The following is a 13,308-nucleotide window of genomic DNA, read 5'->3' as shown; positions in this document are numbered from 1 at the left end:
AGCAGTTTTCCGCATTTACCCCAAGCAAAGGAGGCGAACAATATGGGCAAAATTTTAATATTATCCGTCACTGACCACGAAGAACATATACTCAATAAAATTATGGAAACTATCGCAAACGAGCCGGAGCTTAACCATATTGCGCCTCCTCTCCCTTGCAACATTCTTTCTTTTACAAATCTGGAAATCCGGCTGAAGGAGCAGACAGTATCCTGCAGAGGTCAACTTGTTACTCTGACTCACCATGAATTTGCAGTTCTTGTATATCTGGCTCGTCACCCTGGCTGGGTATTCTCAGCCAGCCAGATTTACGAGGCTGTATGGGATAGAGACGGTGAACGCTGCGGCACCGCCGTTGCCAATGTCATCAGTCAGATCCGGCGCAAGTTGACGCCGGATACACCAAAGGGTGGCTATATCCGAACTGTACTGGGCAGTGGATATAAATTTGAATCCGTGATATAGGAAACGCCGGACATATGCCGATTGGCTCTGTCCGGCGCTTCGTTTTATATAAAACAAGGCTACAAGTATTACTTCCTTGCGTTGATTGAGCCAAGAAATTATAATTGAGTAATCATATGAATCCACATAACTTATATTCCATGAAAAAGCAGCAGAAAATGGGGTGTTACCCCAAGTCAGATCAATTATTTGTATGCCGGTGGGCGTATCCCCGGTGCTGTGAAGATGGCTACTATTTGGCTGATTCCCAAGGATGCGGAGAAACCGGCAGACCATCGTTTCAAAAATACAAAAAAATAATCCTCTCGTGAGGTTTCTGTGACATTTGGATGCTACACTAAGAATGAAGGAGTGTGATATAATGCGAATTTTAGTAGTCGAGGATGACCGACTTTTGAATAATACCTTGTGCTATAACCTGGATGCTGCGGGCTATGCCGTGGACTCTGCATTGACAAAATCAGCAGCCAGCAACTTTCTGACCAAGCAGGACTATGACCTGATCGTGCTGGATGTAAACCTGCCGGATGGGAATGGCTTTGATTTCTGCCGGGAGGTAAAGGAGCGCCGGCCGGATACAGCGGTGATCTTCCTGACCGCAAATGATATGGAGAGCGATATGCTCAAAGGATATGAGCTGGGCGCAGAAGACTATGTGACCAAGCCATTTCCCATGAGTGTCTTTCAAAAAAAGCTGTCCGTGGTATTGGGGCGGGTGGCGAAACAGTCTGGAGGCGATTGCTATGAGGATGGCGCACTATCCATCAATTTCTCGGAGATGACTGCTTCCCTGTCCGGTAAGCCGCTGGTGTTCACTCCATTGGAATACCGGCTGTTGAAAATCATGACCAAAAACCCGCAGAATGTTTTGACCAGACAGGTGCTGCTTGAAAAGCTGTGGGATGCCGATGGGAACTTTGTGGATGAACACGCCCTGACTGCGGCCATCAGCCGGGTACGGAACAAAATTGAAACGGAGGGCCGCCAGTACATCAAGACGGTGTACGGTATGGGCTATATGTGGATTGGAGGGGCACCGAAATGAATATGCGAAAACTCTCCATCAACAAAGCCTGCATCCTTTTGGGAACGCTTCTGCTGCTGGCAGTTGGTGCAGTCTGCACCGCTGTTTATCTGCTGACCCAGAATATAACCGCTGTCCGGTGTGTGTTCCTGTTCAGTCTCTTTGTACTGCTCTGCGTTATCTTCTTTGTGGCCCTGATCCGCCGGAAGCTGGTCCGGTTCTCCGATGCCTTTTGTGGTCAGATGGATGATATGCTCTCCGGGGATATGCAGCCGAAGCAGACGGTCGAGGAAGAAAGCCTGTTCTATAAAATCAACTACCGGCTGGGGCGGCTGTACGAGGTCATGCAGGAAAATAAAAACAGCATCGCAAAGGAACGGGCTGACCTGCAAGAGCTGATCTCCGACATCTCCCATCAGGTCAAGACCCCGATTGCCAACTTGAAGATGATCAACAACACGCTGCTTGAAAACGAGGTTCCCCCGCAGAAGCAAAAGGAATTTCTGACAGCCCAGGCCAGCCAACTTGATAAGCTGGACTTCCTCATGCAAGCCATGATTAAAACCTCCCGCCTGGAAACGGGAGTCATTTCGCTGGAGCAAAAACAGCAGCCGGTTTATGATACCCTTGCCGCTGCCCTGGGCGGGATTTTGCTCAATGCCGAAAAGAAACAAATAGATGTGCAGGTGGAATGCCCGGAGCATTTGGATGCGCGCCATGATAGAAAATGGACAAGCGAAGCCCTGTTCAACATTCTGGATAATGCTGTGAAATACACCCCGGCAGGCGGGCAGATCCGTGTGTCGGTGGAAGGCTGGGAAATGTATGTGAAGATTGACATTGCTGATACCGGCATTGGCATCTCAGAACAGCACCAGGGGACGATTTTCAAACGGTTTTACCGGGAAGATGCGGTGCATGATGTGGACGGTATTGGGATTGGCCTGTATCTGGCCCGCGAGATCGTGACCTTGCAGGGCGGTTATATCAGGGTGGCGTCCGAGGTCGGGAAAGGCTCAACCTTTTCTGTTTTCCTGCTCCGAAAGTAGTGCCGACACGCCCCAAAAATTGAAATGTCACAGGCTTGTGACATTTGGGGCCGAATTTAGCGGAAATTTTTTGTGGCTCGTGACATTTCTGTGAGGTTTGGTCGTTACAATGAGTTTATCAAAAAGAAAGGATGGTGTTCTTTATGAGCATTTTGCAAGCGACTGAACTGAAAAAATATTATGGCACAGAGCCGAACATTACCAGAGCCTTGGATGGTGTGACCCTCTCCATAGAAAAGGGCGAATTTGTAGCCATCGTGGGAACCTCCGGCAGCGGTAAATCCACGCTGCTGAACATGATAGGCGGATTGGATGTGCCCACCTCCGGCCAGGTGGTCGTGGATGGCAAGGAGCTGTCCAAACTCAAAGACGAGGAACTGACCGTTTTCCGCAGAAGAAAGATCGGCTTTATCTTCCAGAACTACAATCTGGTGCCGGTGCTGAATGTCTACGAAAACATCGTGCTGCCTGTGGAGCTGGACGGAAACAAGGTAGACAAGAAGTTTATGAAAGAAGTCGTTCAGATGCTGGGGCTGGAGGATAAGCTGAACAATATGCCCAATAACCTTTCCGGCGGCCAGCAGCAGCGCGTAGCCATTGCCCGCGCTTTGGTGTCAAAGCCTGCAATCGTCCTGGCTGATGAACCGACTGGCAATCTGGACAGCAAGACCAGCGCCGATGTGCTGGGGCTTCTGAAAACCACAAGCCAGAAATTCCATCAGACCCTCGTGATGATTACCCATAACAGTGAGATCGCCCAGCTTGCCGACCGCATCATTCGGATCGAGGATGGTAAGATCGTGCAGTAAAGGGGGCAGGCCTATGAATGACATTCTATTTGGCAATAACAACAAGGCTGTCATCAAAAAGCTGGCGAACCGCAGCTTCCGCAGCAACAAAATGCGGAATGTGATTGCGGTCATTGCGATTGCCCTGACAACCTTTCTCTTTACAGCAGTCCTGACCATTGGTATGGGAGCCAAGGGAACGCTGGAATACAATATGGCAAAGATGATCGGCACTGGTGCGGATGCGCTGGTACAGGGCCTTTCCGAAGAACAATTCCAGCAGTTAAAAGAAAACTCCATGTTTGAAAAGGTAGGTTGTTGGGTTCCCATTGAGATCATGACCAACACCAACCGGATGGTTGCGGAAATTGATTACGCAGATCAGCCTCAGTTGGAGCTTCGGATGCAGACACCGCGCACAGGTTCTGCGCCCCAAAAAGCAAATGAGGTTTTGGTTTCTGCCAATATACTGAAGGATCTGAACATCGAAGAAAAAATTGGGGCAGAAATTCCTATCGAATTTAAGAATCGTCAAAGCGGACAGATGTATCATTTTGATATGATTGTATCCGGTATTTACGACACACCAAACGAAAAATCGGAATCAGTCATTGTTTCCAAAGCCTTCATGGAAGAAAATCCGGAGATGATGCGCGAAATTGCCCAAGGGCGTGAGGGCTGTGGCATTTATGATGCTGATGTGATTATGCGGGATAGCTCCATGGTAAAGGAGCGTATCTCGGAGTTTGTCCGCAGCATTGGCGGTAATCCAGACGATAGAAGTGCTGAGAATTATGTCCGTGTAGCCCCCAACACTTTCCTTTCCAACAACAGCGGCGGCTCTATCATGTGGCTGGTAGCAGGTGTATTTGGCGTCCTATTCATGTTCTGTGGGTATCTGCTGATCTACAATGTATTCGAGATTGCAGTTACCAACGATATTCGGCAGTATGGCCTGCTACGGACGGTGGGGACTACTTCCCAGCAGATCAAGCGTTTGGTCAACCGGCAGGCGCTGTACCTGTTCCTGATTGGAACACCATTTGGCCTGCTTTTTGGCATCCTGCTCGGACGCAGTATTCTGCCTGCGGCACTCCAGATGTTTGCTGCCGATTATAGTGGTAAAAACATTGAGGTCAGCACACTTCCATATTTGGGTATCATCGTAGGTGCGATCCTGTTCTCAGGACTTACAGTTTATATTAGTACCAGAAAGTCGGTGAAGAAAGCCTCCCGTGTGTCACCTATCGAGGCTATCCGCTATGTAGAACAGGATACGGTTTCCATAAAACGGAAAAAGACAAATACTGGAGCAGTTATTCCTCGCATGGCGAAGGCCAACCTCCAGCGCAATAAGCGCCGGACGGTCTTTATTGTGATTTCCCTGACTTTGAGCATCGTCCTCCTGAACTCGGTATTTATCTTCAGCGGCAGCTTTGATGAAGCTACTTATGTACAAAAACAGACCCGAAGTGACTTTGCGGTTTATAACCCAGACATTCAAGCCGCATGGGGAGATGAATTTGGGCATAGCTGTACTGTTTCAGAAAAATCGGTAGAGGAAATTGAACAGCAGCCAGGTGTAATGAACGAAGTCCGCCTATACCGTAATACTTTTGAGGATGATCATATTGCCTGTGATTGGGGTCCTTCTTTCTCGATTGACAATACAAATAAATATGCCTATGTACTTCCTGATTCATTAAATCTCGGCTGGACTGAGGATGGAGAGGATTATGCTGCGTTGACTGCGGATAACCTTCCTCTTGGGAATGTGTATGGCTTCTCTGAAAATCTCCTGAACAAGATGGACATCATTGAGGGTGAAAGCGATGTGTCTGTCCTGAAAGAAAAACTCTGGAATGGTAACAATGTAATTTTAGTAAGTCACTATGACGATAAGGGAAACTTAAGCGGTGGTGCGGATAATATCTATTATTTTGGCCTGTCGGTTGGAGACACCATTCAATTTTATGAAAATGGAGCTCCGACTGAGGAGTTTACAGTGATTGCAAAGGCTGCTGTTACGAGCAATGAAATGACTTTGACTGGCGGTGGCGATAATATTACGACAGATGTTGGTGGACCAAAGATCTATATGTCAGAAAATAAGTTCAAAGAGATTTATGAAACCCCTACCTTGTACGGTTTCCTCTTTGATGTAGAGGAACAGTATCAGCAGGATATGGAGAACTATCTGATGCGGGACACCGATGTTTCCTATAATTCTATTACAACGCTGAAAGCTGATGTTTTAGGCATTAAAAATGTTGTCCTGCTGGTTGGCGGAATGATAGGTGCTGTATTTGCTTTGGTGGGCCTGATCAACTTCATCAATCTGGTTATGACCAATATCGTTACCCGCCGTCATGAGTTTGCCACTATGCAGAGCATTGGTATGACGAACCGGCAGCTCCGAAAAATGATGATTTCGGAAAGTTTCTCCTATGTGCTTCTGGCAGGGATTGTCGGCACATTAGTTGCGGTGACACTTGGCATGACATTGCTAAGAGCATTTGTAGAAAACGGTCCTACCAGTATGATGATGACATTCCAGATAACCTTGCTGCCTGCGCTGATTATGCTGGTTCTCTTTCTGGTACTGGCGTTTATCGTTCCGGTTGTTGCACTCCGACTCCTTAACAATCGGAGTGTCGTAGAGCGGCTTCGGGTAAATGAATAACAGGCGCAGCCATATCAAGTGAATACTTCCTGCGCCGTCGTATGTGGCTGTGGGACGCGGAAAACCGGGGGATTTTTCTCCCGGTTTTTCAAATGTCACGAACTTGTGACATTTGGGGCCGAATTTAGCGGAAATTTTTTGTGGCTCGTGACATTTCTGTGAGGTTTGTTCGTTACAATGGGTCTAAGTTAAAGAAAGGATGGTGTTCTCTATGAGCATTTTGCAAACGACTGAACTGAAAAAATACTACGGCACAAAGCCGAATATCACAAAGGCCCTGGATGGTGTGAACCTCTCTGTTGAGCAGGGGGAATTTGTAGCGATTGTTGGAACCTCCGGCAGCGGCAAATCCACGCTACTGAACATGATCGGCGGGCTGGATGTGCCTACTTCCGGCAAGGTCATTGTGGATGGGCGCGACCTCTCTACATTGAAAGATGAGCAGCTTACCATCTTCCGCAGAAGAAAGATCGGCTTCATCTTCCAGAACTACAATCTGGTGCCGGTGCTGAATGTCTTTGAAAACATTGTGCTGCCTGTGGAGTTGGACGGAAACAAGGTAGACAAGAAGTTTATGAAAGAAGTGGTGCGGATGCTGGGGCTGGAGGATAAACTGAACAATATGCCCAGCAATCTCTCCGGCGGTCAGCAGCAGCGTGTAGCCATCGCCCGCGCTCTGGTATCGAAGCCTGCTATCGTTCTGGCGGACGAGCCAACAGGCAATCTGGACAGTATGACCAGCAGCGATGTGCTGAGCCTTCTGAAAGTTACCAGCACAAAATTCCACCAGACCCTCGTGATGATTACCCATAACAGTGAGATTGCCCAGCTTGCTGACCGTATCATTCGGATCGAGGATGGTAAGATCGTGCGGTAAAGGGGGCGGGACTATGAATGACATTCTATTTGGCAATAACAACAAGGCTGTCATCAAAAAGCTGGCAAACCGCAGTTTTCACAGTAACAAAATGCGGAATGTAATTGTAGCTATCGCGATAGCCCTGACGACCTTTCTCTTTACGGCAGTCCTGACCATTGGCATGGGTGCCAGTGGAACGCTGGAATACAGCATGGCAAAACTGATGGGGTCATCTGCTGACGCTCTGGTGCAGGGACTTTCCGAGAAGCAGTTTCAGCAGTTAAAAGAAAATGCCATGTTTGAAAAGGTGGGCTGCTGGATACCAGTCGAAATTATGACCAACACAAACCGGCGTGTTGCAGAGGTCGATTATGCCGATCAGAACCAGTTGGAAATTCGGATGCTGACGCCGCGCACAGGCTCTGCACCCCAAAAAGCAAATGAGGTTTTGGTTTCTGCCAATATACTGAAGGATCTGAACATCGAAGAAAAAATCGGGGCGGAAATTCCTGTTGAATTGAAGGTTCGTCAAAGTGATCAGGTTTATCATTTTGATATGGTCGTATCCGGTATTTACGACACACCAAATGAAAAATCGGAATCGGTCATTGTTTCCAAAGCCTTTCTGGAAGAAAACGCAGAAATGATGAGCGATATTGCCCAGGGGCGTGTTGGCTGTGGTATTTATACAGCCGATGTAGTAATGCGGGATAATTACATGGTAAAGGACCGCATTTCAGAGCTTGTCCGCAATATCGGCGGTAATCCGGATGATGCCAGTGCTGACAACGCAGTCCGTGTTGCTCCTAATCCTATTGTTTCCAATGAAAGCGGCCTTATGATGTGGCTGGTAGCGGGTGTATTTGGCGTCCTGTTCATGTTCTGTGGGTATCTGCTGATTTACAATGTGTTTGAGATTGCTGTAACCAATGATATTCGACAGTACGGCTTGCTGAGGACTGTGGGAACAACTTCTAGGCAAATCAGGCGTTTGGTCAATCGGCAGGCACTGTACCTGTTTCTGATCGGCACGCCATTCGGTCTGCTTTTTGGCACATTGCTTGGCCGCAGTATTCTGCCCGCTGCACTCCAGATATTTGCGGTTGATTACAGCGGTGGAAACATTGAGGTCGGCACACTCCCATATTTGGGGATTATCGTGGGTGCAATTCTGTTCTCGGGACTTACGGTTTATATCAGTACCAGAAAGGCAGTAAAGAAAGCTTCCCGTGTGTCCCCTATCGAGGCTATCCGATATGTAGATCAGGACGCTGTTTCCATAAAGCGAAAAAAGACAGCTTCCGGGTCAGTTATTCCCCGCCTGGCGAAGGCAAATCTTCAGCGCAATAAGCGCCGGACAGTCTTTATTGTGATTTCCCTGACTTTGAGCATTGTCTTCTTGAACTCGGTGTTTATCTTCAGCAGCAGCTTTGACGAAGATGTCTATATCGAAAACCAGACCCGAAGTGATTTTAGAGTATATAGTCCAGTCATTCAAGCTGCATGGGGAGATAACTTTGGGCATGACAGTGCTGTTCCAGAGAAGGCAGTGGAGGAAATCAAGGAACAGCCCGGAGTCACAAACGAAGCCTATCTGTACCGGAACACTTTTGAAGATGACCATATCTCTTGTGACTGGGGAACTCCCTATGTGGTTGATAACACAAATAAGGAGCAGCGAATGCTGCCGGAACACCTCAATTTAGGTGTTTACCGAACAGAAAATGGTGGGCATACTGTTGGGTTGACTGCGGATAACCACCCCCTCGGAAATGTATTTGGCTTTTCGGAAAACTTCTTTGATCGGCTGGACATTATCGAAGGTGAAACTGATTTATCTGTCTTAAAAAACAAACTTTGGAATGGCAACAATGTAATTTTAATGGGCGAATATGACGATCATGGTAACTTTGCTGGGGCAGAGTCCGCTTTTTATTTTGGATTATCAGTTGGAGATACCATTCAATTTTATGAAAATGGAACTCCAACCAAGGAGTTTACCATTATCGCAAAAGCCGCAGCTACTGATGGAGATGTGACTGTGACTGGCGGCGGTTCAAATATCGCACAAATAATAGAAGGTCCAAGAATTTTTATGGCTGAAAACAAATTCAAGGAGATTTATGAAACTCCTACCTTGTACGGTTTTTTATTTGATGTAGAGGAACAGTACCAGCAGGAGATGGAAACCTATCTGGCGCAGGATACAGATGTTGCCTATACTTCTATCTTGACGATGAAAGCAACTGTTTCCGGTGTAAAAAATGTTGTCCTGCTGATTGGCGGAATGATTGGCGCGGTATTTGCCCTGGTTGGTCTAATCAACTTCATCAACCTGGTTATGACCAATATCATTACCCGACGTCATGAGTTTGCCACCATGCAGAGCATCGGTATGACGAACCGGCAGCTCCGAAAGATGATGATTTCTGAAAGTTTCTCCTATGTGCTGCTGGCCGGGATTGTTGGTACGCTGGCTGCTGCTGTGCTTGGCATAACATTGGTAAGATCTTTTGTAGAGATCAGCCCAAGCAGTATTATGATGACATTCCAGATGACCTTGCTCCCGGCGCTGATTATGCTGATTCTGTTTTTGGCATTGGCGTTTATCGTTCCCGTTGTCGCACTCCGGCTCTTTAACAATCGAAGTGTCGTAGAACGGCTTCGGGTAAATGAGTAAAGGCATAGGAGGTGACCAACATGAATGATATTTTATTTGGCAACAATAATTCCAAAGTGATAACCAAGTTATCCAAACGCTATTTCAAGAAGAATAAGGTCCGCAATCTGGCTGCACTGTTGGCAATCATTCTGACTGCTTTCCTGTTTACCTCTATCACTTCCTTGGCGTTCAATATGGCGTCCTCCATCCAGCTCTCTCTGCAAATGCAGAAAGGCAGCAAGGCGGATGGCACTTTAGGATATATGACGGAGGAACAGTATGAACAGCTTGTAAACAGCGATTTTGTGGAGCAGGCAGGTCACCGGCGCATCATTGGCTATGCAAGCAATACTTCCAGCCATTCCATTGAGATCAATTATGCGGACAGTGTGCAGCAGGAGCTGACCTTCTGCGTGCCTACCCATGGAGCAGCACCGGAGAAAGCGAATGAGATCGCCACTACGGATTTGGCGCTGAAGGCGCTGGGTGTAGAACCTGAGATCGGCGCAGAGGTTCCGTTAGAATTTGAACTGCGGGGGAAAACTTATCATTACGATATGGTGCTTTCCGGCTGGTGGGAAGCAAGCAATGACTCTGTGAGCGTTGCGACTGTTTCAGAGCAGTTTATAAAGGAAAACCCCGATGTGGTCCAGAACACTTATGCGGTAGACCATGAAATGTCCGGCGTTACTTTTTCCGATGTCGTGCTGAAGAATAAAGCAAATGTTCAGCAGCAGTTGAATGAGTTCGTTTGCTCCATTGGCGGCAATCCAGAGGATATGGGCGCAGACAATTTCATTCTCGCCTCTGAAAATCAAATGTCCCAGGGATTGACTTCATCAGAGTCCATCGTGTTTGCTGTTGTATTTATCCTGATGTTTGTCGTGTGCGGATACCTGCTGATCTACAATATTTTTGATATTTCCGTAATGCAGGATGTTCGGCAATACGGTCTGCTGCGGACGATTGGAACTTCCACACGGCAGATCAAGGGTATTGTGAACCGTCAGGCAGTCTGGCTCACGCTGATTGGGCTGCCTATTGGTCTGATTGCCGGTTTCTTTGCCGGCTGGGTGCTGCTTCCTATCGTGACAGAGATCATTAACCTTGAATACTCTATGGTGGGTACATCCGTATCGACCTCGCCTCTGATCTTTGTTATTGCCGCCCTCTTTACGATCCTGACCGTGTTTATCAGCACCCGGAAGCCTGCAAAAAAGGCGGCAAAGATTTCTCCTCTGGAGGCGATCCGCTACACCGAGCAGAACGCCTATAAAAAGAGAAGTGCCAAGCGTACCAATGGAGTAAAGCTGTCCCGCATGGCCTTTTCCAACCTGGGGCGCAACCGCAGGCGTTCAGCGTTCATCATTATTTCCCTGCTTCTGTGCATCGTCCTGTTTAACTCTATCATCATTGTGACGCAAAGCCTTGATGAAGAAAAGTGGGTAAACCGTGTTACCAGAACAGATTTTAATGTCTATAACTCCGCCGCATTTAATGTAATGGAAAGCGTTCAGCACCATGAAGATACGCTCTCACAGCAGGCGGTGGATCTGATTGCCGGACAGCCCGGAGTTGAGGATGAACGCTATCTTTACCGAAATACAAAAGACGATAGAAATGTGTTGGTTGACTATGGGTTTGAAGATTTAAGTGGCATAGAGCTATTCCATGAGGAAGAAGGCGTCGTAAATCAAAGCTATCAGGGATATAGCCTGTACACAAGTTCTGATACCGAAAGGCGCTATTTTGGTAATGTGATGGGAGCCTCCGAGAATTTCTGGGCGGATATGTGTATTTTTGAAGGCGAAAAAGATGCCGAAACCTTAACTCAGAAAATGGCTACCGGAGAATATGTCATTATTGGCTGTCCCATGGACAAACTGACAGAGGAACCAAGGAACACTCCGCTGACCGATCAGTTACAGGTTGGAGAGAGCATTTCCTTCTACAAGGATGGGGAACTGGTCAAAACCAGCACTATCCTTGCAAAAGCGATCCTCGTGGGAACGGAAACCGAAACGCCGACAGGCACCACCGCCCAGGCGCACATCGCCGCTGATGCTCCTTTTGTGTATCTGCCGGACACTGTATTTAAGGAAATCTATGACGCTCCCACGCTGCTGACTTATGGATTCAATGTGGATGAAGCCTTGCAGCCGCAGATGGAAGAATTTTTGAGCAGCTATGTGAGTGAAAATACTTCGGTTGCCTATACTTCCACCAAGCTGTTGAAAGAGCAGCTTGATTCGGTCCGCAGCATGATCCTGGTTATCGGCGGTCTGATTGGTTGCATCATGGCCTTTGCAGGACTGATTAACTTTACCAACATGATTATTACCAACATCATCACCCGCCGCCATGAGTTTGCTACCATGCAGAGCATCGGTATGACCGGCAAGCAGCTTCGCTGCCTGACGGTCTATGAGGGCATCTACTATGCCGTAGGTGCGGACATTATCGGCGGAGCAGTCGCAGCGATCCTGGCAGTCACAGTGCTAAAGAGCGCATTGAATGGCCCTTCCATGTGGTTCTTTACTCTGAACATTACATTGGTTCCTGTTCTGGTCATTGGTGTGCTCTATCTGCTGCTGGCTGCGGTTATTCCGCTGATCGTTCTCCACTTCTTTAACAAAGGAACTGTGGTGGAGCGGCTGAGGACTTCAGAATAAAATATCACAAAACAAGTGAGAAAGGATGTGAGCAAGATGGGGAAACTCGTGATTCTGTCCATTACTGACTGTGAAGAACATATAATCAATAAAATTATGGAGCTTATTGCGGATGAGCCGGAGTTTATCCACCTTGCACCATCTCCACCGCAGTCTGCACTTTCCTTCCCTGGTCTTGAAATTCGGCTAAAGGAACAAACTGTATATTGCAACAGTACCCTCATCACTTTGACTTACCATGAATTTGCAGTCCTTACATATCTGGCTCGTCATCCAGGTTGGGTATTTTCCGCTCATCAAATCTATGAAGCTATATGGCACAAAGATGGTGAGCACTGCGGCACTGCAGTTGCCAGTGTAATCGGCCAAATCCGTCGCAAGCTGACGCCGGACACACCGAAGGGCGGTTATATCCGCACTGTACTGGGCAGCGGATATAAGTTTAACAGTTCCCCCTTTTAAGGCAGCAAGAAAGGCTTCGAGACCGTAATAATCTCGAAGCCTTTCTTATTTCCATGAGACATGAACACTATAACTCAATCAACTATAATTCCTATAAGAATGCTGGTTTCAGATAATATTTAAAGAACTAATCCATTCTTGGATTGCTTCCACCAGTACATACTGCTGACGCAAGACGGCCATACCTGTTTCCGGAATACTGGGGGTGTTTTCTTTTTCCCGTATATTATCTTCCAAATAGGATTTTAAGACACTAACATTTTCCTGAATTTCTGCTATACACGACTTTTGTTTTTCGATCTGCAAGAAATCCAAATTTACAATAACAGCGTTGAAGTCAAGAAAAATGTTAATCGGCTTTGCAGAAATCTCAAACATGAGGCGTTCAAATTCTGCTTCTCCGGCTTCCGTTAGAGAGTAAATTGCTTTTTCTGGCATCTTTCCTTCCTTTACGATTTCGCCTCGGATTAGTCCTTTTTCTTCCAACTGAATTGCTTTTTTATAAATAGACGGGGTACTTATTTTTACCCATTTTGATATTTTTCTATATTCTACTAATTTTTGAATATCGTAGGCACTCATTGGCTCCTTTTTTAAAATTCCCAACACGATTAAATCTATGGTAGCCATGTGGATCACACCCT

Annotated in this window: 10 protein-coding genes; 9 read left to right on the top strand and 1 reads right to left on the bottom strand. The window is 47.0% G+C overall.

Going from position 1 to position 13,308, the window contains the following annotated elements; all coding sequences use genetic code 11:
* The first annotated feature begins 42 nt into the window (after nt 1-42).
* The 9 genes from BN1969_RS10015 (at nt 43) to BN1969_RS09975 (ending at nt 12,664) form a co-directional block, all read left to right on the top strand.
* A complete protein-coding gene (locus BN1969_RS10015) occupies nt 43-465 on the top strand; it encodes a winged helix-turn-helix domain-containing protein (RefSeq protein ID WP_050624173.1) in 423 nt (140 codons plus the stop codon).
* Between the two features lie 358 nt (nt 466-823).
* Nucleotides 824-1,510: a response regulator transcription factor gene (locus BN1969_RS10010; protein ID WP_431834538.1), complete on the top strand. Its 687-nt coding sequence runs from the start codon at nt 824-826 to the stop codon at nt 1,508-1,510.
* A complete protein-coding gene (locus BN1969_RS10005) occupies nt 1,507-2,538 on the top strand; it encodes a sensor histidine kinase (protein ID WP_050624171.1) in 1,032 nt (343 codons plus the stop codon). The genes BN1969_RS10010 and BN1969_RS10005 overlap by 4 nt, the downstream gene beginning before the upstream one ends.
* A gap of 143 nt (nt 2,539-2,681) precedes the next feature.
* Nucleotides 2,682-3,347 (top strand): ABC transporter ATP-binding protein, encoded by a 666-nt coding sequence (locus tag BN1969_RS10000; RefSeq protein ID WP_050624170.1) that lies wholly within the window; start codon nt 2,682-2,684, stop codon nt 3,345-3,347.
* A 13-nt stretch (nt 3,348-3,360) separates the two neighbouring features.
* Entirely contained in the window at nt 3,361-6,009 is a 2,649-nt protein-coding gene (locus BN1969_RS09995; protein ID WP_050624169.1) for an ABC transporter permease, read from the top strand.
* Between the two features lie 211 nt (nt 6,010-6,220).
* Nucleotides 6,221-6,886 (top strand): ABC transporter ATP-binding protein, encoded by a 666-nt coding sequence (locus BN1969_RS09990; protein WP_050624168.1) that lies wholly within the window; start codon nt 6,221-6,223, stop codon nt 6,884-6,886.
* A 13-nt stretch (nt 6,887-6,899) separates the two neighbouring features.
* Entirely contained in the window at nt 6,900-9,548 is a 2,649-nt protein-coding gene (locus BN1969_RS09985) for an ABC transporter permease (RefSeq protein ID WP_050624167.1), read from the top strand.
* A gap of 20 nt (nt 9,549-9,568) precedes the next feature.
* Nucleotides 9,569-12,202 (top strand): ABC transporter permease, encoded by a 2,634-nt coding sequence (locus BN1969_RS09980; protein ID WP_050624166.1) that lies wholly within the window; start codon nt 9,569-9,571, stop codon nt 12,200-12,202.
* A 36-nt stretch (nt 12,203-12,238) separates the two neighbouring features.
* The gene (locus tag BN1969_RS09975; protein WP_050624165.1) at nt 12,239-12,664 is read left to right on the top strand and encodes a winged helix-turn-helix domain-containing protein; all 426 of its coding nucleotides are present in this window, start codon (nt 12,239-12,241) and stop codon (nt 12,662-12,664) included.
* A 108-nt stretch (nt 12,665-12,772) separates the two neighbouring features.
* On the opposite strand, the gene BN1969_RS09970 is transcribed toward BN1969_RS09975, so the two are convergent.
* Nucleotides 12,773-13,294, bottom strand: coding sequence for a PadR family transcriptional regulator (locus BN1969_RS09970; RefSeq protein ID WP_050624164.1), 522 nt, complete (start codon nt 13,292-13,294; stop codon nt 12,773-12,775).
* Between the last annotated feature and the right edge of the window lie 14 nt (nt 13,295-13,308).

Source organism: Clostridium phoceensis, from assembly GCF_001244495.1.
Lineage (GTDB): Bacteria > Bacillota > Clostridia > Oscillospirales > Oscillospiraceae > Lawsonibacter > Lawsonibacter asaccharolyticus.
The sequence above is the reverse complement of the archived record's forward strand: the minus strand, read 5'-3'. Positions and strand labels throughout refer to the sequence as shown.